This is a genomic window from Hoyosella sp. YIM 151337 (genome assembly GCF_026041215.1).
Taxonomy (GTDB): domain Bacteria; phylum Actinomycetota; class Actinomycetes; order Mycobacteriales; family Mycobacteriaceae; genus Hoyosella.
Window position 1 is genome coordinate 110,809 of the sequence record NZ_JAPEIQ010000028.1, and the last position, 23,827, is coordinate 134,635.

Here is a 23,827-nt window from a genome sequence, read left to right on the forward strand (position 1 = left end):
TGTTCATCATCTGCGACCGGCGTCACGTCTAGCGTCGTACGTACTCCGAGCGAGCACCTAGCTGGCTTCGCAACTCTGGCTTCGCCACAGCCGACCGGACACCCGAGACCACGGAGCGCCGCTGCGCCGCCGGTCTCGCCGCTCAATGCAAAGGACTCTTCATGGGTATCACACCGTCGCCCTCGACCGACCTCGACGCCGTCGTGGTCGGTGCGGGATTCTCCGGCCTTTACATGCTGAAGCAACTCACCGACCAAGGGTTCTCGGTGCGCGTCTTCGAGGCCGGCGACGGCGTCGGCGGCGCCTGGCACTGGAATCGATACCCAGGCGCGCGAACTGACTCCGACAGCATGATTTACGCCTTCTCGGAATGGTTCGACCCTGACCTGATCGGTCAGTGGCGCTGGCGCGAGCGGTACTCGACGCAAGCAGAGATCGAGCATTACTTCAACTGGGTCACTGAGAAGCTCGACCTTCGGCAGCACATCGACTTCAACACCCGTCTCGCATCGGCTGTCTTCGACGAAAGCGGCGGCCGCTGGGTTCTCACGACCGAGTCCGGAACCACCACGACTGCCCGCTTCTTCATCCCGGCTGTTGGCGCTCTGTCAGAGCCAAATATCCCCTCGCTGGATGGTTTGGACGAGTTCACGGGCATGTGGTGCCATTCCGCGAGATTTCCGCGCGAGGGAATCGATTTCAACGGGAAGAGGGTGGTTGTGGTCGGCAACGGAGCCACCGGAGTCCAGATCGTCCCGGAAGTTGCGAGACGAGCAGCTTCGGTGACGCATCTCATCCGAAGCCCCTATCACATCGTGCCCGGACGGAACCACGTTCTCACCAACACGGATATCGACGGCGGCAAGCGAGACATCGTCGACATCCTTCGGTACGCACGAGAAACGTTTGGATCCTTTCCTTACGACTTCAAGGGCACGGCGCTCGAAACCGACCCGGAAACCCGTCAGGCCGTGTTGGAGAAGGCGTGGGCGCGGGGCGGCTTTGGATTCCTGTTTGTCTTCGCCGACGTCCTAGCCAGCACCGACGCGAATGAGACCGTGATGCAGTTCCTGCGAGAGAAGATCAAGAGTCTCGTCAAGGACCCGGAGACCGCGGCGACAGTGACGCCGACTGACCCCTGGCTCACTAAGCGTCCGCCTCTGGACCACGGCTATTACGCCTCCCTCAACCGGGAGAACGTCAGCGTCATCAATATCAAGGATCATCCCATCGACCGCATCACCGAGACCTCAATCCATCTTGACGGCGGTCAGGAAATCGAGGTCGATGTCATCGTCTTCGCAACCGGATTCGAGTCCTACACCGGGGCCCTGAATGCAATCGACATCCGTGGCAGGGACGGCGTGGCACTCCGGGAGCGGTGGAGGGACCGTCCCAGGAACTACCTCGGGCTCATGAGCGCACGCTTCCCCAACATGTTCACGTTGTACTGCGGTGCCTATAACCCTGCGCCCTTCACCAACGGACCGTCGCTGATCGAGCAGCAAGCAGAGTGGATTCGCAAATGGATTGTCTTCTTGAGCGCGGAAGGTTACGAGACCATCGAGCCCAGCGAGGCCGCAGAGGAAGAGTTCTTCTCCACCCACGCGGCGATAGCGAACTCAACGCTCATCCCACGCACGGCGTCGTGGTGGACACGAGACACCCCCGGCCATCGCGGCGAAAGTCGCTTGGTCATGTCGTGGACTGGCGGGTTCCCCGCGTACCGGCGCCTATGCGACGAGTCGACTCCCGAGGTAAACGGCACCTCTTTGCTCCAGCTCTGCCGATGACTCGATCCAGAACATCATCCTGCCTACCAAAAGGAACACCCACATGAGCCTCGATCCGCGAGTTCACCAGTGGCTGCGCAGCCTCTCGGAGACTGGCTTGCCCGCCCTCAACGAACTCCCCGTCACTGCGGCCCGAGAAGCCTTCGCCGCGGCGGTCAGTGCCCACGGCCTCTCTCGTCGCCCGGCGGTGCAAGTGGAAGACCGGACCGTGCAGCTGGTTACGGGCGAAGTGCCGCTGCGCATCTATACCCCGAGCGGTTCCGGCCCATTTCCGGCACTTCTGTACTTCCACGGTGGCGGCTGGACGCTCGGCAGTCTGGACAGCAGTGACGGCACATGTTCCTATCTCGCCGAGAGCAGTCATGCCGTTGTTGTCTCCGTTGGCTACTCGTTGGCCCCCGAGGCGGGATACCCCGTAGCCGTCGACCAAGGTGTCGCCACTCGGCTCTGGGTCGACGCTAACGCAGCATCGTTGAACATCGATCCCGAACGATTGGCGATCGGAGGTGACAGCGCGGGAGGCAATCTCGCTGCCGTCGTTGCTCTCGCTTCACGTGAGCTTCCTGGCCCTCCACTCATTCACCAGTTGCTTATGTATCCGGTCGTCACCCAGCGAACCGATGCACAGTCCTACAGAGACTTCGCATCTGACTACTTCCTCACCGCCGACATGATGACGTGGTTCTTCGGTCATTACCTCGACGGCCACGACCATCGGGACAACTGGCGCGTTTCTCCCTTGGCAGCGCCCGACCTCAGCGGGCTGCCCCCTGCCCACGTCATCCTCGCGGAGTGTGACCCGACGAGAGACGACGCACTGGCGTACGCCGGCAAGCTTGCCGCTTTGGGGGTCCAGGTGACAATCAAAGTGTACGAAGGCCAGATCCACGCCTTCGTCGCGCTGGCCGAAGCCATGCCGGTAGGAAAAAAAGCCCTGGATGACGCTGCCGCAAATCTGCGAGCAGCCTTTCGATCCGGGTGGGAGCCTCGCGCCTGGCTGGGTCACTAGAGTCGCTTGACGCCGTTCAACTCGGTGGTCGCCGCTTCTCAACCATCTCCGAACGAAAGAAGGTTTTATTCCTGCGATGGCCTACGTTGAAGGCGCGGGAAAGCGCCGTGTTCTCGTACTGCACGGATGGGCGCTCGACAGTGCGGTCTGGTCAATGACGCGATCTGTGACCGACCTGACCGACTTCACCTACGCATACGTGGACTTCCCTGGATACGGGGCCAACTCCGCCATGCCCCCGGCACAATCCATCAACGAGATGGCGCAGTTCGGCGTTGCTGCCGCGGACGAGCTCGGGTGGGATGTGTTCTGTGTCCTCGGACACTCGATGGGCGGAGCGACCGCGCTCCGCATGGGCGCGATGATCCCGGACCGCGTCGAGAGCGTGGTGGCCCTCACACCGGTCGCTGCCGAAGGCACACCCCTGCCCGAGAAGACCTACGACGCGTTCGACGCCGGGTTCGCCGACCCCGAACCGCTTCTGGGGCCCCTTGCGCCGAACCTGTCCCGACGACAGCTCGCCAACATCGTTGCTCGGTGCCACCAGTCGGCGGGACAGCAAACCTGGTCTGCTTACCTGAGGAACTGGACGGCGGCGGATGTCGCCAGGGGACTTGAGGACTACGAGGGGCCGACGCACCTCTTCATCGGCGAGCACGACGGTCTCGTGACCGCTGAGTACCTCGGTGTCACAGACCGACATCTGGTGAACTCGTCGATCGGGGTCATCTCGGGCGCTGGGCACTACCCGATGCTCGAGCAGCCTGAGCAGTCGGTAAGCGCGTGGGAACATGCCTTCAACCGTTCATGACCACGTTCTGGCTTCCAGCCCCCGGCGCGTCCAGTACGGTGCCGGGTCGAGGAGAGGGGTATCGCGGCGTGATCGACGTGGATGACGTTCCCAACTGGGTGAGGGGCGCTCTCACCCTTCGCGAGCCGGCCGAGCAGTGGACGGGTCCTGCCTTGCGTGCGTACTCCTATCCCGCACACGTCGTCGACGTGCCAGCGATCAAGGATCATGTCGTCATCACTTATCGTCGCGGTTCGACGCTGATGCGTCGGCGCTCTACCGGAGCGTGGACCGAGGAAACCCTTCGCCCCGGAGCGGTCTCACTTCTGACGGCGGGTGAGTTCACGCAGTGGGAGTGGCCCAGCCACATCGATGTCGTGCACGCCTATGTCCAGGCGCCCGCTCTGGAACAGACGGCCCGGGACGCCTTTGATCGGGAGATCGCCGGCGTCGAACTCGCGGATTCGGTCGCTGCCAACGACCCCGTGTTGTTCAATCTAGTCGCTGCTCTCGAGCAGGAGGCTCGCGATCTGCGGACCGGGACCCGTCTGGTCGTTGACGCGCTCACCCTGCAGCTCCACGTCCAACTGCTTCGGTACCACGCAGGCATCACCTTCGCCCCCGCGCACAGTCATCGCGGACTCTCGCCTCACCAACTCGCGACTGTGCAGGACTACGTGGCCGCACACCTGGACCGGAACGTCGGCATTGACGAACTCGCGCGGACAGTGATGCTGAGCAGGTACCACTTCTCGAGACAGTTCAGGATCTCGACAGGAACCTCCGTGCACGAGTGGGTGCTTCGTCAGCGTGTCACCCGGGCGGCGCAGATGCTGCGTCGTACCGCACTGACAGTCACTGAGATCGCGCACCAGAGCGGCTTCGCCGATCAAAGCCATCTGACCCGCGTGTTCAAGAAGCGGCTGGGAGTTGCTCCCACTGAGTACCGCGCAAAGGAGCGCATCTCCTGACGCGTCTCCGACGAGCGGTAGAATGACCGAGCCCGCCGTCGACGTCCCGTGCACCGTCGACGAGGCGATCGAGGTCCACGACGAGAGCGACGGCCACTGCTCGCCATCGATCAGCCCCGCTCACCGTCGATCGACTGGCTCAGAGCGATGTGGGAGTTCGCTTGATCGATGACGTCCTCAACCTTGAACCTCAGCGCCTGGAGCGCGTCGGTCCCCAGGTACAGTCGTGAAGGAGGATCCGGCATCCGGGTGAGCTGCACGAACGCCTCAGCCACCAGTCTCGGATCTCCGCCTTGGTTGTGGTTGAGGCGGCCGTAACCAGCCATGGCCCTGCGGACCTGAGGATAGGCAGACCGCGTTGCCTCCTCGGCACCCTGTGAGGAACTGGGATCGAGGAAGTCGGTGCGCACTCCTCCTGGACACACCGCGGTGGCATGGACCCCGAAAACGGCAAGCTCAGCGGCCAACGCCTCAGTCAGCATCAACACCGCCGCCTTCGTCGCGGAGTAGATGCCGGTGGCGGGCCCCGTGACCGAGGCCGAGATCGATGCGAGATTGATGACGTGACCCTTGCGTTGTTCACGCATGACAGGAAGGACCGCGCGCTGGACGGCGAGCACGCCCATCACGTTGACGTCGAAGTTGCGGCGCACCGCTTCGTCGCTGAGTTCCTCGACCGATCCCAACAGCGAGTAGCCGGCGTTGTTCACGAGGACGTCGATCCGCCCGAACCGGTCCAGTGCCTGATCAACGGCATGCCGGATGGAGACGCTTTCAGGGATGGTCATCTCCACTGCCAGGAAGTCATCCGTCTTCTGGATCTTGCCCGCGAAGTCGCCAGGCCGTCGCGACGTGGCGACGACCCGGTCGCCGACTTCGAGCGCGGCGCGGACAGTCTCCAGGCCGATGCCTTTGGACGCTCCGGTGACGAACCAGACCCGCCGTTCCCCGCTCACCGCAATGACCCTGCCGCGGCCTCAGCGAGAACGTCGACAGCGAGCTTGCCGAGAGCGTTGGCTGCAAGAGGGCTGTCCCCCGTCACCACCAGTCGGTCCCGATGGACTCCGCCCGTCATGTCATCGTTCACCACGGTGATCCCGCGTTCGCGCAGGGTCTTCGAGAGCAACCAGGTCATGCGCGCGGGCAGATAGCCGATGTCCACATTAGCGCCCTCGTCGAGCGCATCGGGGAAGGCACAGACGCTGTACCCGGCAAACCGGTTGTTTCCATCGCGGTCGCGGGCTGCGAGGAACGCGGCGGGACCGTGACACAGCGAAATTACTACCCGGTCACTGTCGAGCGCCCATGTCAGCACTGCCCCGATGTCGGGGTCGTCAGCCATGTTGATCATGGCGCCGTGTCCACCCGGCACGAACACCGCTGCGTAGTCAGAGTCCGGGCCGAGTTCGTTCGCGATGACTGTGGAGAGCTTCTTGGGATTCTCGGTCTTGGGTCGCAGACGTTCGTAGATTCCCCGAACCGCTTCATCCTCGGCGGGAAAGGCCCAGAACTCATACTTCACCGGGTTGCCTGACGACGTGGCAACCTCGACGTCATAACCTGCGGCCTCCAGGTGCAGAACGGGGAGCAGGGTCTCGACCGGGTGGTTGCCGGTCGAGAACAGACGGCCGTCCTGAACGGGCAGGTACCGCTCGTCGGCGCCGATCAGCAGGACCTTGCGCCGGGCAGCGCTCGTCCGCTCGTGCTCGGCTCCGTCGTAGTCAGTGCGCGGCGGCACGTACTCGCCGAGCGAGTAAGCCGAGGGGAAGTAGGCGTTCTTCTCAGCGCGGTCCGGGGTCGGTTCCTTCGATGCCATCTCAACAGTCCTCCGTATGTCTCGGCAATGGGCGTCCCCTATTTCACTGGTCGTCGGCGATCTACCCAAGTGGTTCGCTCACAAACCGTTCGGCGGAGCTTTGTGGCCGAGTCACCCCACCATGGGGTGGGAGCGAAGACACCAGCTGACGGCTAGAACCGTTCACGCCGGCTACGGCGCGCACTTTCGGCGTTACAGTGCCCTGGCGAAGATCGGCCTCGAGGTCCGGCGTGACTGTCGAGGGCTCGAGGTATCGGGAGCCAAGGGCAGCAACGTGCCTTGCGGCACCAGTCGGCGCGTGGATCCTCATCGGCCCAGGCCGTGCGGAGACGAGGACCCTGCGTCTGGATCTGCCAGGGATCGCTGGAAAGAGAGACGCCCAAATCCGCGGCCCTCGGTGTTCCTCGGCGGGCTGAAGGTCGCCGTCCACTGCCCCAGAAGGGTCACCTCGTAAGTAAACGCCTCTCGTGCGAGCCAGCCTGTGTTCGATGACCCGAACATGTTGTCGGACAACGAAACAGCGCGTGACAGGATGGCGAGATCTCTCCAGCATGGCGAAGCCTACTGCGCCACAGGGAGAGCGGATGCTGGACGCTTTCCTGCGAGCCTATCCGGTGTAGGGCCGTTCGCGGCGCAGCTCCTCACGTGCGATTGACCGCCGGTGAACTGCGTCCGGCCCGTCGACGATCCGAAGAACACGCGCCCAGCTGTAGAAATACGCGAGCGGGAAGTCGTCGCTGACCCCTGCGCCACCGAACACCTCGATCGCCCTATCGATGACTTTCGTCGCCATGCTGGGCGCGGCCACCTTGATTGCCGCGATTTCGGTCGCCGCGCCCTTTGCCCCGTACTCGTCGATCAACCACGCCGTGTGCAGGACAAGCAGGCGTGCCTGGTTGATCTCGATGCGTGACTGAGCGATCAGGTCGCGGACAACACCTTGCTCGGCAAGCAGTCCGCCGAAAGCTTCGCGGTTCTGCGCACGATCGATCATCAGCGACAACGCGCGCTCTGCCATGCCGATAGCGCGCATGGCATGGTGAATGCGCCCCGGCCCTAGGCGGGCCTGGGCGATCATGAATCCGTCGCCCTCCGCTGCAAGGATATTCGCTGCGGGTACCCGAACGTTCTCGAGCACGATCTCCGAGTGACCATGCTGGTCCTGGTATCCGAAGATCGGCAGATGACGGACGATCTGCACCCCTGGGGTGTCACGCGGCACAAGGACCATGGACTGTTGCCGATGCGGCGCCGCGGCAGGGTCCGTCTTTCCCATCACGATGAAAACCTTGCAGCCGTCGTCAGCTACCCCAGTGATCCACCATTTACGGCCGTTAATAATGTATTCGTCCCCGTCACGGACGATTGATGTGGTGATATTACGTGCATCCGAACTCGCAACCGCCGGTTCTGTCATCGCAAACGCGGAGCGGATCTCCCCGGCGAGAAGAGGCTCGAGCCACTGAGCCTTCTGTTCGTCGGTGCCGAACATGTGCAGAGTCTCCATGTTCCCGGTATCCGGCGCGGCACAGTTGATGGCTTCCGGCGCGATGACCGGGGACCACCCAGAGATCTCAGCGATTGCGGCATATTCCGTGTTGGACAGGCCTGAGACGTCGGGAAGAAACAGGTTCCAGAGCCCGCGCCGCTGCGCTTCTTCCTTGAGGCGGTCAAGGACCGGCGGCCGTTCGTGCGCCCCATGTTCCGAGCGCCATTGCTGGTACTCAGCTTCTGCCGGAAATATGTGTTCACGCATGAACTCCCACATGCGCGCGGATAGTTCCTCGGTACGAGGCGACTTGGCAAAATCCATTACAAGTTCTCCGATCTACATGGTTTAGTGACCCGACACGCCGCCGTCGACAGCTAGTGTTGTGCCGGTCACGTACGAGGAGGCATCCGAGGCGAAGAACACGACCGCTGCGTCGAGTTCATGCTGCTGGCCAAGCCGCTTCAGTGTTGAGTGCTGATCGATGAAGGCGGCCAGCACATCGTTTGGTATCTCTGCTGTCATTTCGCTGGCGAAGTAGCCTGGGGCAATCGCGTTCACGCGAATTCCCCGGCGGCCGGACCATTGCTGGGACAGATCCCGTGTCAACCCGATAACGCCAGCTTTGCTGGCCGCGTACGCCGCCTGGGGCGCGTAGGACTTGATGAGGCCAAGGATGCTGGCGATGTTGACGATGCTTGCACCTGGCTGCATACGCTTCGCACACGCTTGCGCCATCCAGTAGGCGCCCAGGAGGTTAACATCGATTACCTTAAGGAACTCCCCGGGCTCCTCACGCAGTGCGGGCACTGCGGTACCGACACCCGCGTTGTTGACCAACACATCGAGACGCCCGAACTGCTCGATGGCAGCTGCCGCCAGGTCGTCACACTCGTTCGGATCAGTGACGTCGACCCGGCGGTATGCCACCTTGCCGCCAGCCTCGCCGATTTCACTTGCGAGCGAGGCCAGCGCGTCTTCGCGTCGCGCCCCGAGGACGACTGATGCGCCGGCACCGGCGAGCGCGCGGGCGAACCCCGCACCGAGTCCAGAACTCGCCCCGGTGATGACAGCAACTTTTCCATCGAGCCGGAACCGGTCAATGATCGACCTCATCGCAGTTCCTCCAGTTTGGTTAGGCCTTCTTTGGCGAGACGGACGACATCAGCGTCGAAGTTGCCGAAATGCTGGCCGCCCATCGTCCCGGCTTCCGAACGAGCTGTGACGCCCTGAATGATCACCGCAAATTTGAAGCGCGCGAAGGCTTCATAAAACGGCACGGCGCTGACGTCGGCGCCCGTCGCGGCCGCATAACGGTCGAGGAGATATGACCGTGGCGGGAACCCGTTCTGCGACGAGACGGTCGGTACGAGCGGGATTTGCGCTTCGCCGCGGTGCGGCCAGTAGAAGAGTAGGAGTCCAAGGTCCGCGAGCGGATCACCGAGGGTCGACAGCTCCCAATCGAGCACCGCAGCAACCCTCCCCGGATCATGCGGGTGCATCAGGCAGTTGTCGAGCCGGTAGTCACCATGAACAATCGCCGCAGTCGAACTCTCGGGGAGCCCAGCCGCAAGTGCCGCTGCGAGCGCGTCGAGTTCCGGCTGATCGATTCTCCGGGTCTTTTCGGACTGCGCAGTCCAGCGGCGCACCTGGCGGGCGAGGAAGCGATCCGCCCTGCCAAACTTCTCCAGCCCAACCCTCGATGGCTCGATGGTGTGAAGCTCAGCGAGAACGTCGACGAGCGCGTCGGCCATCTTGTGTCGGTCATCCGCTCCGTCCGCGTAGCCCGCAGGCACTGAATCACGGATGACATGTCCGTCAACCCTCTCCATCACATAGAAGGGGACGCCCAGCGTTTCGCCACCGAGGTCTGCAAAAAGAATGCGTGCGACCGGCACTTTCGTGCCCACGAGAGCCCGTTGTACACGCACTTCGCGTTCCATGTCGTGCGCGCTTGGAAGCAGATCGCCCTCGGGTGGTCTGCGCAGCACAAGATGACCGGCGTTTGAAGCGAGCGCGAATGTCAGATTCGACTTCCCTCCGGCAATCAATTCGGCGCTAAAGGACCGCCATTCGTCGTCTCCTGTCGCTTGGGATAAGACTCTGGCGAGCCGGTCGGGCTGGAGCAATCTAGTCATAGCGTGATCCACGAGTGTCCTCTCGAGTCCATGGCTGCGGCCCGCAGCGGCTAACGGTACGACCGATCGATCGATCGGTCTTTGGTCTCGAGGACGATGATTCGGCTAGCTGTATATCCAGGTCAATACAGTGAAGCAATCTCTGTGAGTCAACAACAATTCGTTTTGCTGAGCCGAACAAAGATTAGAGAACAGTACAACTGTCGACGGGGATCGGAAGATCAACCTGGAGAAGCCCTAGATTGTTTGATGTGCCTGAACACAATGCACGTATCACACCGATTGGAGCACAGATCGCGACGGTCCGGCGGCGTGCAGGAATCTCGCTGCGTCAACTCGCACGCCAAATCGGGATAAGTCCGGCTGCGCTCAGCGCCATCGAGAACGACAAATCCAGAGTCACTGTCGCGCGCCTGCACGACATAGCCGAGGCCTTAGCCACAACCGCGCCCGCCATTCTCCAAGAACAAGCAGGAAGAGAGGTCGATTCAGGAAGCTCGAGAGGCGTCATTCCACGCGCCAGATCACGTGCCTGGCGACAGTTCGCACCTCTTGAGTTCGATCCCGTCCTCGCAGGGGCGACCTCGGCGTTCGTTCGTTTGGGCTATCACGGCGCGACTGTTCGCAAAATCGCCGATGCCGCGGGCATGAGCGTACCTGGCGTCTACCACCACTACCCCAGCAAACAAGCCTTGCTCGTCACGATCCTCGACCTGACTATGGAGGACCTTCAATGGCGGGTTGACGCGGCACGTGCTGAGGCAGGGGTGAAGCCGTCGGACCGATTCGCGAGGATTGTTGAGGCCCTCGCGCTCTTTCACGCAGAACGGAGAGACCTCGCGTTCATCGGTGCGAGCGAGATGCGCAGCCTGCACCCGCCCGATCTCGGCCGCATCACGCAGATGCGTGCATACATCCAGCACCTTCTAGAGGAGGAAGCGCTGACCGCGATCGCCGCAGGAGAGTTCTGGTCCCGGAATCCGCAAAACGCCACCAGGGCGATCTCAACGATGTGCACCTCACTGGCACAGTGGTATCGCTCGGATGGGCCAATGCCAGCAGGCCAGATCGCAGCGCAGTACGCTGCATATGCGGTCGCGATAATGCGCACTCCATGAGAGTTCGCGATGCGGACGTCTCACATGGCGGCGCTTGTGCGCACCGCAGATCAGGCTTACCGAAACTGCTTCCGTAACGCACACCGGTGTTTCGTGGCCCCGGCGAACCCGGGGAGGCGGTAATTCAGTGCCGCTGCGCACCGCTCGAAAACCAGTACTTCGCTTGAGTACCCAAGGAATCAGCGAAAGCGCCAGGGACTCCGTGCGCGATCGTGGCCCAAACGGATCCTCGGCTGCGCGCTATGGATCGGTGTGCATCCACTGACCGGCCGCGCCTCACGTGGGCAAAGCTGTTTATCAGGTCTTGCGTCACCGCTGGCCCGCCCGTAGTACCGATGGTTCGCCCTGTATAAGTCTGCAACTGGCCGGTGAAACGATCTTCGTTAGGTCTCCGATCTTTCAGCACGTCAACTCGGTGCTACCCGAGATTAGGACATCGTCTGCTTCAGTGGTGGGGCTCCGCCAACCCCAACAATGGGGGCCGTTCACCCTGCATACGTCAGGACTGCGCAATCCGCAGCTTGATAGCAACGAGCAAATCAAGGACAGTGCGGAAGCCGCGCAGGTCTAGTCCAGTCCGTTCCGATATCCGGTCCAACCGGTGGTATGCGGTGTTGCTGTGCACGAAAAGCGCTTCCGCAGCAGCCTTCGCATTGAGATCCGCCGCAACGTATGCGTTGAGCGTGTCGATATACACTCGGTCACCCGCTAAGTCCTCGTCAATGAATCGGCGCACGCGCTCCGGAATCAGCCCCCACGCCACCTCGTCACCGCGCGAAATCAGGTAGTCGAAAGCGGTCAGATGCTCAAGCGCCTGCATTCCCGGCCTTCCACGCAAGTACCGCAGCGCCAGCTTCGCTTCCTCGTAGCCCTGAGGTGCTGCGCCAAGCCCAGACTGCGCAGTGCTGAGCCCCAAAGATAACTCCACGCAGTGTGAGCGCAATTCTTCGATCACGATAGACAGTTGAGAGAGAACATCCTTTGTCCCGCGGGACAACTGAAGAGGCAATACCCCGATAATCTCGTTGCGGCGCATAGTGAGTAGTCCACCCGGGTAGTTGGCCGCGGCGCGACCCATGACCCGCACCAACGTGTTCCGCTCGCCGGTGAAATTCACGACCCGACCAACCAGTATCGCGAACCCCCCGCTGGCGGAGAGTCCAGCCGTCTTTAGCGCGGCCCGGCGCGGCCCCGTCTTCGGCTGATTGCCGGCGAGCAGGTCTTCAACCAGATCGCGAGTGGCGCGCGCAGCATCCGCGATGAGAAACCGTTCAGCCTCCAAATACGCTTCCGCTGCCGCGGTCGTACCTATTTCGATGACGTCCATCATGTGCCCCATCGCATCGAATGCCGCGAGTCTGAGGCTCACGTCGTGCTCAAGCAGATCCCTGATCGATTCCCACAACGTAATTTGGGCGACTCGAAAGGCGCGCAAGAAGTCCGGCAGCGAAATTGCTTGGGTGACACGGCGCATCGCCTGATCCACTGTAAAGCCAAACTCATCTTGCTGCGGCTTTCGGTTCTCAGCGAGCGAACTGGTGAAGAGCCTGAACACATGCATGCAGTGCGCTGTGATATCACCACGCAGTTCGTCCTTCGCCGGGCTCGCGCCGTAACTCGGGACTTCCTCAAATACACGGTTCGCAGCGGCGCGCGCAATGTCCGGCGATGCTTCGTCGATAGTACGGGCAAGGCGCTCCCCTTCCCTCTCATCCGGCATGAGCAGTGTCCTCCCTGTACGTGGTGTTACCGAGTAACACCAACATTGTTTTTCCTCCTCTATGGCGTGTGTCGCATTTCGGCCAACATTGTGCGCTGTCAGATTCCGCAAGAATGGAGCCCGCGCACATGAGCAACCTCGCAACATCTTTCCTTGCTGCCGCAAACGCCACACCGGGGGCCACGGCTATCCGGCTTGACGACGAGACACTGACTTACTCGAAGCTCGAAGCCGCGGCCCGGCGCGTAGCGGGTCTGCTAGTTCAGCGTGGTATCAAGCCAGGCGACACCGTGGGGATCATGGTTCCCAACGTTGCGGCCTTCCCTGCGCTCTATTACGGAGTTCTCCTTGCTGGCGGGGTCGCCGTTCCGATGAACCCGCTGCTGAAGAACCGTGAAATCGCATATTATCTGGGTGATTCCGGTGCGAAGCTGGTGTTCGCATGGCACGCCGTTGCAGCGGAAGCCGAGGCTGGGGCTCTCGAGGCCCACGCCGGTGTTGTAAAGGTTGATGAGTCTTTCCTTTCGGATATTTCGGCCCCGCCGCTCGCCGGCGTTGCTGACCGCGCCGAGGACGACACGGCCGTCATCCTCTACACCTCCGGCACGACCGGGCATCCTAAAGGCGCGGAACTCACGCACTTCAACCTGCGCCGCAACGCTGATCGATTCGCGCGGGACTGGCTGAAACTTTCCGCGAACGACGTGGTTCTCGGATGCCTGCCGCTCTTCCACACGTTCGGTCAGACCGTATCGATGAACTGCACGCTGTTCAGCGGTGCGACACTCGTGCTGCTCCCCCGCTTCACTGGCGATCTCGCACTTCAGTCGATCCAGAAGGAGAAGGTGACGGTGTTCGCTGGCGTGCCGACGATGTACTCGGCGATGATCGAGGCGCCAGGCAGTGCGGATGCCGACGCGTCGACACTGCGTCTGTGCTGCTCTGGCGGTGCAGCCCTCCCTCTCGACACGCTCACGTCGTTCGAAGGCAAGTTCCGCGCGGTGATCATCGAAGGATACGGACTTTCCGAAACGTCACCGGTGTGCTGCTTCAACCCACCGGAGGGAGAGCGGAAGATCGGCTCCGTCGGACTCCCGCTCGACGGTGTGGAAATGCGCGTTATCAATGACGACGGTGCGACGCTCCCGCCCGGCGAACTCGGTGAGATCTGCGTACGAGGCGAAAACGTGATGAAAGGCTACCTCGGCCGCCCCACGGCGACCGCCGAGGCATTCATCGACGGCTGGTTCCGCACCGGCGACATCGGCAAGCAAGACGATGATGGGTACTTCTACATCGTCGACCGCAAGAAGTCGCTCATCATCCGCGGCGGCTACAACGTCTACCCGCGCGAGGTCGAAGAGGTGCTGTACGAGCACCCTGATGTCGTCGAGGCGGCTGTGATCGGAATTCCGCATGCAGCGCTCGGGGAAGAGGTCGGTGCCGCAATCGCCGTACGCCCAGGGGCAACAGTCGACACCGCGGAAATTAGCGAATTTGTGAAAGCCCGTCTCGCCGCGTACAAGTATCCGCGCCAGGTGTGGGTGCTCGACGAACTGCCCAAGGGGCCTACCGGGAAAATCTTGCGCCGCGAGGTGCAGCCGCCCGCCAGCGCACGCTGAAACATATCGGGACATTCAGAGACTTCCAAGGATCCACACATGGTCACCATCAGCACACAAAGAATTGACGAGACCCTCGCCGAGGCCTCAGCTCCCATTGACATGCTGCTCACGAGCGCGGCCCGTGGGCAATGGCGGCGCTTTATCCCCGGCGCTTCCACCGTGAAACTCGGTGCGGCGATCGTCGAGAAGCCCAGCGTCATCGCGGATGAAGCGGTAAGCCTCGTCCGGGAACTCGCCCGCGCCGGCACCGGGAGGTCCGGTATCACCCCCGACAAGCGCGACCGCCGATTCAGCGATCCGGCCTGGTCATCGAACCCCTGGCTCCGAGCCATCCTCCAGGGATACCTCGCGGTTGACAAATCCGCACGCAGCGTTGTCAGCGAACTCGAACTGGACTGGCGTGATCGCGAACGAATCGAGTTCGCTCTCGAGAACCTCCTCGATGCCGCCGCACCGAGCAACCTACCCGGCATCAACCCCCTGTCGCTCAAAGCGCTGATCGACACGGGCGGACTGAGCGCGCTTCGTGGCGTGCGGAACTTTCTGCGGGATTTCGCGAAAGCACCGCGCGTGCCAGCGATGGTAGATACGTCAGGCTTCACGGTCGGCGTCAACATCGCAGCCACCGACGGCAGTGTTGTTTTGACAACACCCAGCTTCGAGTTGATCCAGTACCGTCCAGTCACCGACGAGGTGGGCACACTGCCGCTGTTGATCGTGCCGCCACTTATCAACAAGTACTACGTCGTCGACCTTGCGCCGGGCCGCAGTCTCGTCGAATACCTTGTCTCGCAGGGACAGCAGGTCTTCATCCTGTCATGGTTTAATCCCACCGCGGAACAGCGCGACTGGGGCATCGACGAGTACGCCAAGGCTGTGCTCCAGGCGCTCGCCGCCGTCCATGAGATCACGGGCACGGAAAAGGCACACACATTGGGGCTCTGCTCTGGAGGCGCGCTCCTCTCGATGGTTGCCGCGCATTTGGCCGCGACCGGGCAAGGCGACCGCATCGCCAGCCTGAGCCTCGGGGTCAATGTGCTCGATCAGTCTCGAGCGGGCCTGCAGGCAGCATTAACCAGTAAAGCGTCCGCGAAGGCGGCCATCAAGTACTCCGAGTCCAAGGGCTACCTCGACGGCGGTGCGCTGGCGGAAATGTTCGCGTGGATGCGCCCGAATGACCTGGTCTGGAGCTACTGGGTCAACAACTACCTCCAGGGCAAGGATCCAGCGGCGTTTGACGTGCTGTTCTGGAACGCAGACACCACCCGGATGACCGCCGCACTGCACCGCGACTTCATTGAACTATTTCTCGACAACAGACTGACTAAGCCAGGTGCCGCATCGCTGCTGGGCACTGGCATCGACCTGTCCGCAGTGAAGGCGGACTCGTACGTTGTCGCAGGGGTCGCCGACCACATCAGCCCGTGGCAGGCGTCGTACCGCAGCGCACGACTGCTTGGTGGTGACACCCGCTTCATCCTGTCCACTAGTGGACATATCGCCTGTATGGTCAATCCGCCCAGCAACCCCAAGGCGTCCTTCCGCGTCAACTCCGAGATGCGTGCGACGGCAGAGGATTGGCTCGACGGCAGCGAAAAGGTACGCGGCTCATGGTGGCCGGACTACGCCACGTGGCTCGCCGACCGCAGCGAGGGGACCGTGCCCGCTCCACGCGTCCTCGGATCGGACCAGTACCCGGCAACGGTCCGTGCACCCGGCCAATACGTCTTCGAGTCATGAGCGTACGCGGCAACTGGGTAACCGTGTGCGGGCAGCAAATCCGAGTCGAGGTCCGTTCAGCTGACGATGCGCACCAAGACCCGCCGCTCGTGCTGTGCAACGGCATCGGTGCAAGCTTGGAGACCTTCGACCCACTGGTAGCAGGGCTCGATTCGCGGCGCACGGTAGTCAGTTTCGACGTGCCCGGGGCGGGGCTCTCGCCCGCCCCCCGCCTCCCGTACACGTTTCCCATCCTCGCGCTCACTATTGCGCGGATGCTCACCCGACTGGGGTATCCCCGTTTTGATGTCCTCGGATACTCATGGGGCGGCGCGCTCGCACAGCAGTTGGCGTTTCAGTTTCCGCACCGCTGTGCTCGGGTGATACTGATGTGCACGGCAACTGGCATGCTGATGGTTCCCGCGAGACCAAAAGTGCTGTGGCACATGTCAACTCCGCGCCGCTACCGCGACCCTGACTATGCGGCGCAGGTTGCGCCGGTGATTTACGGCGGAGCAGCCCGGCGGGACCTCGACGGGGTGCGCGAAGTGTTCGGCACGGTCGAAACCCGTGCGAGCCGCCGCGGCTACGCCTATCAGCTTCTCGCTGGTGCCGGCTGGACCAGCCTCCCGTTCTTGCCCTTGATTCGGCAGCCGGTCCTCGTCCTTGCCGGGGATGACGACCCCATCATTCCACTCGTCAACGCACGGACAATGCGGCGCTTGCTGCCGCACGCAGAACTCTCCGTGTTTCCCGGAGGACACATCGATCCCCTCCTGCGCAGCGACGACATCGGTTCGCGCATAGAGACCTTCCTTAATCACGAAAGGCACTGACCATGGCAGGCGACCTCAACTTTGACCTCTTCACGCTCCGCGAAGAACACGACGAGCTCCGCTCCGCGATCCGTTCACTCTGCGAGAAGGAAATTGCCCCGTATGCGGGAGATGTTGACGAGCACGAGCGGTACCCCGAAGAAGCGCTCAAGGCCTTGACGGCATCGGGCTTTAACGCGGTGCATGTGCCAGACGAGTATGACGGGCAAGGCGCCGATTCAGTCGCAGCATGCATCGTCGTCGAAGAGGTGGCGCGCGTGTGCGCATCATCATCGCTGATACCCGGCGTGAACAAGCTGGGCACCATGGGGCTGATCCTCAACGGAAGCGAAGAATTGAAGAAACAGGTGCTGCCATCAATCGCGTCCGGTGAAGCGATGGCGTCGTATGCGCTATCCGAGCGCGAAGCCGGCTCAGATCCAGCGTCCATGCGCACCCGCGCCAAGGCTGACGGTGATGACTGGATTCTGAATGGTTCGAAGTGCTGGATCACTAACGGCGGCAAATCCAGCTGGTACACCGTGATGGCGGTGACGGATGCGGACAAAGGTGCCAACGGAATCTCGGCGTTTATGGTGCACAAAGACGATGACGGGTTCATCGTCGGTCCGAAGGAAAAGAAGCTCGGCATCAAGGGCTCGCCGACCGCGGAACTGTACTTTGAGAACTGCCGCATCCCCGGCGACCGGATCATCGGCGAACCGGGTACCGGTTTCAAAACCGCGCTGGAAACCCTCGACCACACGCGCCCGACGATTGGTGCGCAGGCGGTGGGAATTGCTCAGGGCGCGCTGGACGCGGCGCTCGCATATGTGAAGGATCGTAAGCAGTTTGGGACGCCGATCAGCGGTTTCCAGGGTGTGCAGTTCATGCTCGCCGACATGGCGATGAAGCTCGAAGCCGCCCGTTTGATGGTGTACCACTCGGCTGCCCGTGCCGAACGGGGCGAGAAAGGGCTGGCTTTCATCGCGAGTGCGGCGAAATGCTTCGCATCCGACGTAGCGATGGACGTGACAACCGACGCGGTGCAATTGTTCGGCGGCGCTGGCTACACCCGGGACTTCCCCGTCGAACGGATGATGCGCGACGCCAAGATCACCCAAATCTACGAAGGCACCAACCAGATCCAGCGCGTCGTCATGGCACGCTCGCTCCTGCGCTAGGCGGCTTCGTCGCCCCCACCCGCGAATCCATCTACGGAGGTCAACGGAAACGGCCGATTTTTGGCAGTTGCAGATGACTTCCGCAGATGGATTTGGGGCGACGGGGGTATTGCTCCGGGACCGATCGCGACCTATCGTTAAAGTATCGCGATTGGTTGAGTATCTGGTCGAGGTGATGGCGATGCATGGTCGGCATTGTGGACCGCAAGGTTTCGGACCGTGGTTTATGTTCGGCGGTGGGCACCGCTCGTGGGGCGAGCCGGGCCGGGGCCACGGATCGTGGGGAGCCCCGCCATGGGCTCGCGGGCCAAAGGCACGGCGCGGCGATGTTCGGGCCGCGATTCTCGCTGTCCTGGCTGATCAGCCGTTGAACGGCTATCAAATCATTCAGGAGATTGCCGACCGTAGCGGCGGCATGTGGAAACCCAGTCCCGGCTCGGTGTACCCAACACTTCAGCAACTCGAGGACGAAGGGCTGGTCGTCGCCAAGGAGGACGGTGGCCGAAAAGTGTATCGACTGACTGCAGAAGGTGAGGAGTATGTCGAGACTAACTCCAGCGAGGTCGGTGCGCCGTTTGAGGCGATGTCATCGTCTGCTGCCGGAGGTGACGATCTCAAGTTGCAGCCGCTGATCGGCCAGACAGCCGCGGCGCTTTGGCAGGTGCTGGCTACGGGGACGCCGGACCAGCAGGCTCGTGCGCGCCAAGTGCTGGCCGACACGAGGCGGAAGCTTTACGGCATCCTCGCCGACGGAGATGATGCGACCGGGGAGGCGTGACGATGACCGAGGTTGCGCTGCGGGTCGGTGACGCTGAACGGGAATCCGCAGTTTCTGCGCTTGGGGTGCATCTTGCGGCCGGGCGCATTTCGCTCGAGGAATTCGACGAACGGGCAGGGCGCGCGTGGGCGGCACAATACAGCGCTGATCTTGCGGACCTCTTCAGCGATTTGCCCCCGCCGCAGGGGTTGGCCGCCGCTCCCCGCTCCCAGTCGCGAGGACGGCAACGGCCGAGACGCTCACTCTTCCCGGCCGTGCCGATTGCCATCGCACTCGTTGTCATTCTCGCGAACGCGGCGCCGTGGCTTCTGCTCGCGCTTCTTATGCTGTGGCTTCTCGGTTCGTTCCACACAGGGCACCCGCTGCGCAGGCAGCGGCGTGCCTCACCGACGCTTCGTGGCCTGCCGACAGGAGCGCACCACCTGGGCTTATGCAGATTCAGCCAATATGGGCGCGTTTAGTACCTCCTCCAGGCCAGGGAGCGCATCGGCGAGTGGGGCGGCAAACTCGCGGACTTGCTGAGTAGTGAGGCGCGCTCGTTCACACAGCACGGCCGTCAAGCAGCACAGCAGATCGTTGATTGGCTCCGCCATGACTGGTCCGGAAGCTGCGAGTGTAGCCAGGTACGAGTCTTCCACTAGCAGGTGCGGGGGCGGGCACGCGCGACGACCGGTCACGGCGAGGCCCCTGAGCAGTGCGACCGTCGCGGACTCACACTGACTGTCCCAGGCCTTCAGCAGAAGGTGCGCAGATTCGGCATCGATGCGCTCAACGAGATCCCTCACCACGCTGATCACATGTGCTGGGGCACGCCATCGGTCGTCTGTGATGAATAAGGGCCTCCCCGCCGCCGCATTCCACGGGCCAAACGCCGCGAGCGTCGTATCGTCGTCAAGCCGATCGGCCACGGTTGCTGCGACCAACATGGCTGAGATAGCTTGCGTCAGCTGCCTCGATGCCCCGTGCCATGTCGTTGGGTCATCGAACAGGCCGGCTCGCTTGAGAGTTCGCTGCCACAAACGCGGGCGTTCGTGGAGTGCGCCCACTAATTGATTCGCCAGGTGCTCGGCGTTCCACGCGGCGGGCATCCGGCTCACCAACCGCGCTTGTGTGTAGGACACCCCCAGCACCAGCTTCGGCCCAAAGCAGGTGTCCGCGTCGATGCTTGCGATGAGCAGTGCAGCCAGTTCTTCCGGCGAGGCCTTGGCTACGGCATAGGCGTAGGCGCGAACCAGGGGCGTCATTGGCCCGAATTCACCAGTGTGCGAGAACGAGTCGCGCTTTTCCGGCCTGCGAACGCTCATGATGCTGCGGCGGTTCGGGGGCACCGCCGACAGTACGCACGCCACTTCGCCGCGCCACCGTGGCAATTCGCTTCGTGGGAGATCCGCAAGCGGAGACGGAGCAGCGCTGACAAGGGTCGCCTCGAACGGGATGACCCAGCTTCCGGGATCGACGCCATACGCCTCGACCTCGTACGGGTCTACCGGCGCGCCGGGCGTGAACACCACTGTGGTTGCACCCGCGTCGAAACTCTCGCTGATGGGTTGGCCTACAACGAGTTTGCCCTCGATCAAGCTCCGCGCGAAGCGGTTGAGCTGTGCCGTACAGTCCCTCGCACTGAAATACCATGGCGCTTCGCATGGCTCCTGTTCTGGAGCCGCGCGCATAAACAGTTCAGGATGCCCAGACTGTGCCAGCCCGACCGTATACGCGAATGCCCCGTCATGGCGGTCGGGGTCATACACATACTGCACAGCCCAGCAAACTTCATTCTCAACGCCCCCACAACCCGAATCTTCGAACATGTGTTCCCCTCCTCGTTGTATGCCGAAGAGTAGCGGAACCGTACGACAATTGCCGAGGCCCGGACGAAACCGACTATGGGGGTCAACGAAAACCTGGTTTTCACCGGTGTTTCCGTTGACCCCCATAGATGGATTTGGGGAAGGAAGGTGGCCGCTTAGGCGCTTCGCACAGCCCTCCGGTGCGGCCGCCCCGGGCGCTTCGAAGAACCGGCTGTACGGCTCCGGGAGGCACTGGCGCGAGGTGCGCGAGCCCCGTTTCCACGGCTGTTAAGACCCGCGCGTTCCTGCTGGGGCGCAGGCGCGACGTGCGGGGCGACCTCACCGACGAGTTCGGCGACCGACGCGTCGCGCGCGGAGTTGAGCTTCTGCGGGACCGCTGAAATATCTGCTGCGCGAAGCACCTTCGTGAGATCCCGGCGCTGATCGGGCAGCACGATTGTGACTACGTCACCAGCGCGCCCGGCGCGCGCGGTGCGTCCCGAACGGTGCAGGTAGGCTTTGTGCTCCGTCGGAGGATCCACGTGCACCACGAGTTCAACGTGGTCGACGTGCACGCCGCGCGCGGCTACGTCCGTCGCTACGAGGACCCGAACGCTGCCTTCGCCGAAGGCAGCGAGGTTGCGGTCACGCTGCGCCTGAGAAAGGTTGCCGTGCAGATCAACCGCCGGGATACCCTCAACAGTGAGTTGCTTTGCGAGTCGCTTAGCGTGGTGCTTGGTGCGCATGAAAAGGATGCGGCGCCCGGTCCCCGACGCGAGCGTGCGCACGAGTTCCTTCTTATGGTCGGGCGTCGAGACTTCCAGGATGTGGTGCGACATCGCGGGAACCGGGGATGTCGCTTCGTCAATCGAGTGCCGCGTCGGGTTATTCAGGAAGCGAGTGACGAGCTTATCCACGCCATTGTCTAGGGTCGCAGAGAACAGTAACCGCTGACCGCCCCGGGGCGTCGCGGCGAGCAACCTGGTAACCGCGGGCAAGAAGCCGAGGTCGGCCATGTGGTCGGCTTCGTCGAGTACCGCGATTTCGATGTCATCGAGAGTAACGAAGCCTTGCTTGATGAGGTCTTCGAGGCGTCCGGGGCAGGCCACGACGATGTCCGCGCCAGCCTTCAGTGCGGCCACCTGGGAATTCTGCCGGACACCGCCGAAGATGGTCGTTGTCGTGAGACCACATGCCCGGGCAATCGGCGCGAGGACGGCAGCGATTTGGGTAGCGAGTTCACGCGTGGGGGCGAGCACAAGGCCACGCGGGCGGCCTGGACGGCGCGTACTGCGACCGCCTGTCGCGGCAAGTCGGGCGACAAGCGGGATCGAAAAAGCCAATGTCTTGCCGGAGCCGGTCTTACCACGGCCGAGCAAGTCACGTCCCGCAAGTGAATCGGGCAGCGTCTCCGCCTGGATCGGGAAGGCTGTGCTTTTGCCGTCGCGGGCGAGCGCGCCGACGATCGGTGCGGGCACGCCAAGGTCTGAAAATTTCGGTGGAACGGGTGTGGTGGTCACGTGGTGCCTTTCAATGGCATCGGTCGCCCCGCGCATGCCGATACTAGAGCTATGCAACGCTAGCGGGAGCGGTGAGTGGCGAACACGCCTGTCAGCGCATCCGTTCGCCGCATGAGAGTCGTCAACCGGGCCACACTGCGAAGGTCACCTGGACGAGAGGAAGCAATCTACGACGCATGCGGCACTCACACTGAGCACCGCTTTCGCACAGAACCCTACCTGATCACGGATCAGTTTGCCGTTCCGCACGTCACACCGCAGCTGCCGTTATCTCAACAGCACAGTTCAGCGCCGCTTTTTCGGTTTCAGCTCGGCCAGCGCGGTCCGCAGTCCGCGACGGCGGCCGGTCTCTGGGTCGACTGCAACCCAGCCAAGTGCCTTCGCAGCTTTGAACCGCAGCTCAGATGCCGTTTCGGGTGCGTCATCAGATGTTGCGCGCAGCATGCGGTCGGGCAGTGCGAGTTTCAGGATGGTGCGTTGAGTCAGCAGGAACTGCGTGAGAAGTGGAGCTGTTGTGTATGGCAGGTCATATTTGTCGCAGAGCTCTCGCACACGGACCGATATCTCCGCACACCTGTTGCTCGGAAGATCGGGGAACAAGTGATGCTCGATCTGATAGCACAGATTGCCGCTCAGGAACGCCATCGCGGGCCCAGCGTTGAAGTTTGCGGTACCGAGCATCTGACGCAGATACCAATGCCCGGGTGACTCGTTCTCTAAGTCGTCCAAGGCGAACTTCTCGGCACCATCCGGGAAGTGCCCACAAGAAATCACGAGATGCGCCCAAATGTTCCGCACCAGGTTGGCAGTGGCATTCGCCGCCAGGGTGCGGCGCCACCGGCGCCCGCTCAGAACCGGAAAGAGTACGTAGTCTTTGGCGAGTTGACGCAGCACCTTACGCCGGAAAACGGCGACCTCCGCGCGATCTGGGTGCTTCGCCGTCTTATCGAAGTACAAGTCATGTAGCGCGATACCCCACTCGAATCCAGCCGCGAGCAAGAGATTCTGAAGCGGCTGAATCAGATGGATGGGCTTCCACGGCTGGTCGCGCGTCACCCGCATCACGCCGAACCCCACGTCATCATCGAGGTCGACCACATTCGTGTACTTGTGGTGGGTGACGTTGTGCGCACGCTTCCAATGTGAAGCCGGGCCAGCGATATCCCATTCCCACGAAGCCGAGTGAATCTCGGGATCGTTCATCCAGTCCCACTGACCATGCAGGACGTTGTGACCGATCTCCATATTCTCGATGATCTTCGCGAGCGCCAGTGCCGCCGTCCCCGCCAGCCAGCCCCCGCGGCCGGAGCTAGCGATCAGCCAGGCCCGAGCGGACGCGTCGAGGATACGCTGCAATCGGATTGTGCGGATGATGTAGTTCGCATCCGCACCACCAAGAGAATCTTCGACATCGCGACGGATCGCATCGAGTTCGTGTCCGAGCGCTTCGATATCAGAATCGCTGAGATGCGCGTACTCAGCAATGTCCGAAATAGCCATGTGGGTCCTTCATCCTAACGGGGTCGCTGCTGTGGGCGAGCCGCAAGGCACCGAT

The 23,827-nt window shown here is 62.4% G+C and carries 20 protein-coding genes; 11 read left to right on the forward strand and 9 right to left on the reverse strand.

Translation table 11 applies throughout. The features are described 5' to 3' along the window. Positions 1 to 161 precede the first annotated feature (161 nt). From ONR57_RS14560 to ONR57_RS14575, 4 genes are all read left to right on the forward strand, one after another. Positions 162 to 1,793 carry an NAD(P)/FAD-dependent oxidoreductase gene (locus ONR57_RS14560; RefSeq protein ID WP_265124231.1) on the forward strand — a complete coding sequence of 544 codons (1,632 nt, stop codon included), beginning with the start codon at positions 162 to 164 and terminating at the stop codon, positions 1,791 to 1,793. A gap of 43 nt (positions 1,794 to 1,836) precedes the next feature. Further along, complete coding sequence (locus tag ONR57_RS14565; protein ID WP_265124232.1) at positions 1,837 to 2,802, forward strand: alpha/beta hydrolase; 966 nt, start codon at positions 1,837 to 1,839, stop codon at positions 2,800 to 2,802. A gap of 76 nt (positions 2,803 to 2,878) precedes the next feature. Continuing rightward, positions 2,879 to 3,613 carry an alpha/beta fold hydrolase gene (locus tag ONR57_RS14570; RefSeq protein ID WP_265124233.1) on the forward strand — a complete coding sequence of 245 codons (735 nt, stop codon included), beginning with the start codon at positions 2,879 to 2,881 and terminating at the stop codon, positions 3,611 to 3,613. A 68-nt stretch (positions 3,614 to 3,681) separates the two neighbouring features. Then, on the forward strand, positions 3,682 to 4,563 hold the full coding sequence (locus ONR57_RS14575; protein ID WP_265124234.1) for a helix-turn-helix domain-containing protein: 882 nt from the start codon (positions 3,682 to 3,684) through the stop codon (positions 4,561 to 4,563). Between the two features lie 110 nt (positions 4,564 to 4,673). Here the strand turns inward: ONR57_RS14575 and ONR57_RS14580 are convergent, their stop codons facing one another. The 5 genes from ONR57_RS14580 to ONR57_RS14600 all read right to left on the reverse strand — a co-directional run bounded on the left by ONR57_RS14580 (position 4,674) and on the right by ONR57_RS14600 (position 10,006). After that, the gene (locus ONR57_RS14580; protein ID WP_265124235.1) at positions 4,674 to 5,519 is read right to left on the reverse strand and encodes an SDR family oxidoreductase; all 846 of its coding nucleotides are present in this window, start codon (positions 5,517 to 5,519) and stop codon (positions 4,674 to 4,676) included. After that, a complete protein-coding gene (hchA, locus tag ONR57_RS14585) occupies positions 5,516 to 6,379 on the reverse strand; it encodes a glyoxalase III HchA (RefSeq protein ID WP_265124236.1) in 864 nt (287 codons plus the stop codon). Before hchA ends, ONR57_RS14580 begins: the two co-directional genes overlap by 4 nt. Positions 6,380 to 6,986: 607 nt before the next feature. Continuing rightward, positions 6,987 to 8,192: an acyl-CoA dehydrogenase family protein gene (locus tag ONR57_RS14590; protein WP_265124237.1), complete on the reverse strand. Its 1,206-nt coding sequence runs from the start codon at positions 8,190 to 8,192 to the stop codon at positions 6,987 to 6,989. Between the two features lie 24 nt (positions 8,193 to 8,216). Beyond that, the gene (locus ONR57_RS14595; RefSeq protein WP_265124238.1) at positions 8,217 to 8,984 is read right to left on the reverse strand and encodes an SDR family NAD(P)-dependent oxidoreductase; all 768 of its coding nucleotides are present in this window, start codon (positions 8,982 to 8,984) and stop codon (positions 8,217 to 8,219) included. After that, positions 8,981 to 10,006: a phosphotransferase family protein gene (locus tag ONR57_RS14600; RefSeq protein ID WP_265124239.1), complete on the reverse strand. Its 1,026-nt coding sequence runs from the start codon at positions 10,004 to 10,006 to the stop codon at positions 8,981 to 8,983. Before ONR57_RS14600 ends, ONR57_RS14595 begins: the two co-directional genes overlap by 4 nt. Before the next feature lie 251 nt (positions 10,007 to 10,257). Between ONR57_RS14600 and ONR57_RS14605 the strand changes: the two genes are divergently transcribed. Beyond that, entirely contained in the window at positions 10,258 to 11,124 is an 867-nt protein-coding gene (locus ONR57_RS14605; RefSeq protein WP_265124240.1) for a TetR family transcriptional regulator, read from the forward strand. A 499-nt stretch (positions 11,125 to 11,623) separates the two neighbouring features. Here the strand turns inward: ONR57_RS14605 and ONR57_RS14610 are convergent, their stop codons facing one another. Beyond that, positions 11,624 to 12,844 carry a CdaR family transcriptional regulator gene (locus tag ONR57_RS14610; protein WP_265124241.1) on the reverse strand — a complete coding sequence of 407 codons (1,221 nt, stop codon included), beginning with the start codon at positions 12,842 to 12,844 and terminating at the stop codon, positions 11,624 to 11,626. Between the two features lie 128 nt (positions 12,845 to 12,972). Between ONR57_RS14610 and ONR57_RS14615 the strand changes: the two genes are divergently transcribed. The 6 genes from ONR57_RS14615 (at position 12,973) to ONR57_RS14640 (ending at position 19,426) form a co-directional block, all read left to right on the forward strand. Beyond that, on the forward strand, positions 12,973 to 14,466 hold the full coding sequence (locus tag ONR57_RS14615; protein ID WP_265124242.1) for a long-chain fatty acid--CoA ligase: 1,494 nt from the start codon (positions 12,973 to 12,975) through the stop codon (positions 14,464 to 14,466). A gap of 39 nt (positions 14,467 to 14,505) precedes the next feature. Further along, a complete protein-coding gene (locus ONR57_RS14620; RefSeq protein ID WP_265124243.1) occupies positions 14,506 to 16,209 on the forward strand; it encodes an alpha/beta hydrolase in 1,704 nt (567 codons plus the stop codon). Beyond that, positions 16,206 to 17,024: a poly(3-hydroxyalkanoate) depolymerase gene (gene phaZ, locus ONR57_RS14625; protein WP_265124244.1), complete on the forward strand. Its 819-nt coding sequence runs from the start codon at positions 16,206 to 16,208 to the stop codon at positions 17,022 to 17,024. Before ONR57_RS14620 ends, phaZ begins: the two co-directional genes overlap by 4 nt. Positions 17,025 to 17,026: 2 nt before the next feature. Then, positions 17,027 to 18,187 carry an acyl-CoA dehydrogenase gene (locus ONR57_RS14630; RefSeq protein WP_265124245.1) on the forward strand — a complete coding sequence of 387 codons (1,161 nt, stop codon included), beginning with the start codon at positions 17,027 to 17,029 and terminating at the stop codon, positions 18,185 to 18,187. A 151-nt stretch (positions 18,188 to 18,338) separates the two neighbouring features. Beyond that, entirely contained in the window at positions 18,339 to 18,965 is a 627-nt protein-coding gene (locus tag ONR57_RS14635; RefSeq protein WP_265124246.1) for a PadR family transcriptional regulator, read from the forward strand. A gap of 2 nt (positions 18,966 to 18,967) precedes the next feature. Then, positions 18,968 to 19,426 carry a DUF1707 domain-containing protein gene (locus ONR57_RS14640; protein ID WP_265124325.1) on the forward strand — a complete coding sequence of 153 codons (459 nt, stop codon included), beginning with the start codon at positions 18,968 to 18,970 and terminating at the stop codon, positions 19,424 to 19,426. On the opposite strand, the gene ONR57_RS14645 is transcribed toward ONR57_RS14640, so the two are convergent. The 3 genes from ONR57_RS14645 to ONR57_RS14655 all read right to left on the reverse strand — a co-directional run bounded on the left by ONR57_RS14645 (position 19,394) and on the right by ONR57_RS14655 (position 23,772). After that, a complete protein-coding gene (locus tag ONR57_RS14645) occupies positions 19,394 to 20,773 on the reverse strand; it encodes a DUF4262 domain-containing protein (RefSeq protein WP_265124247.1) in 1,380 nt (459 codons plus the stop codon). The two genes, ONR57_RS14640 and ONR57_RS14645, sit on opposite strands and share 33 nt — an antisense overlap. 155 nt (positions 20,774 to 20,928) lie before the next feature. Beyond that, a complete protein-coding gene (locus ONR57_RS14650) occupies positions 20,929 to 22,272 on the reverse strand; it encodes a DEAD/DEAH box helicase (RefSeq protein ID WP_374116448.1) in 1,344 nt (447 codons plus the stop codon). 285 nt (positions 22,273 to 22,557) lie between these two features. Continuing rightward, positions 22,558 to 23,772, reverse strand: a complete 1,215-nt coding sequence (locus tag ONR57_RS14655) for an acyl-CoA desaturase (RefSeq protein WP_265124249.1) — start codon at positions 23,770 to 23,772, stop codon at positions 22,558 to 22,560. Positions 23,773 to 23,827 lie beyond the last annotated feature (55 nt).

What these genes read in the sequence shown, in the direction of transcription:
- ONR57_RS14595 (WP_265124238.1), bottom strand. Translation starts at nt 8,984, where the DNA reads ATGAGGTCGATCATTGACCGGTTCCGGCTCGATGGAAAAGTTGCTGTC.
- ONR57_RS14645 (WP_265124247.1), bottom strand. Translation starts at nt 20,773, where the DNA reads ATGTTCGAAGATTCGGGTTGTGGGGGCGTTGAGAATGAAGTTTGCTGG.
- hchA (WP_265124236.1), bottom strand. Translation starts at nt 6,379, where the DNA reads ATGGCATCGAAGGAACCGACCCCGGACCGCGCTGAGAAGAACGCCTAC.
- ONR57_RS14600 (WP_265124239.1), bottom strand. Translation starts at nt 10,006, where the DNA reads ATGACTAGATTGCTCCAGCCCGACCGGCTCGCCAGAGTCTTATCCCAA.
- ONR57_RS14630 (WP_265124245.1), top strand. Translation starts at nt 17,027, where the DNA reads ATGGCAGGCGACCTCAACTTTGACCTCTTCACGCTCCGCGAAGAACAC.
- ONR57_RS14620 (WP_265124243.1), top strand. Translation starts at nt 14,506, where the DNA reads ATGGTCACCATCAGCACACAAAGAATTGACGAGACCCTCGCCGAGGCC.
- ONR57_RS14615 (WP_265124242.1), top strand. Translation starts at nt 12,973, where the DNA reads ATGAGCAACCTCGCAACATCTTTCCTTGCTGCCGCAAACGCCACACCG.
- ONR57_RS14560 (WP_265124231.1), top strand. Translation starts at nt 162, where the DNA reads ATGGGTATCACACCGTCGCCCTCGACCGACCTCGACGCCGTCGTGGTC.
- ONR57_RS14610 (WP_265124241.1), bottom strand. Translation starts at nt 12,844, where the DNA reads ATGCCGGATGAGAGGGAAGGGGAGCGCCTTGCCCGTACTATCGACGAA.
- ONR57_RS14570 (WP_265124233.1), top strand. Translation starts at nt 2,879, where the DNA reads ATGGCCTACGTTGAAGGCGCGGGAAAGCGCCGTGTTCTCGTACTGCAC.
- ONR57_RS14655 (WP_265124249.1), bottom strand. Translation starts at nt 23,772, where the DNA reads ATGGCTATTTCGGACATTGCTGAGTACGCGCATCTCAGCGATTCTGAT.
- phaZ (WP_265124244.1), top strand. Translation starts at nt 16,206, where the DNA reads ATGAGCGTACGCGGCAACTGGGTAACCGTGTGCGGGCAGCAAATCCGA.
- ONR57_RS14640 (WP_265124325.1), top strand. Translation starts at nt 18,968, where the DNA reads ATGACCGAGGTTGCGCTGCGGGTCGGTGACGCTGAACGGGAATCCGCA.
- ONR57_RS14590 (WP_265124237.1), bottom strand. Translation starts at nt 8,192, where the DNA reads ATGGATTTTGCCAAGTCGCCTCGTACCGAGGAACTATCCGCGCGCATG.
- ONR57_RS14565 (WP_265124232.1), top strand. Translation starts at nt 1,837, where the DNA reads ATGAGCCTCGATCCGCGAGTTCACCAGTGGCTGCGCAGCCTCTCGGAG.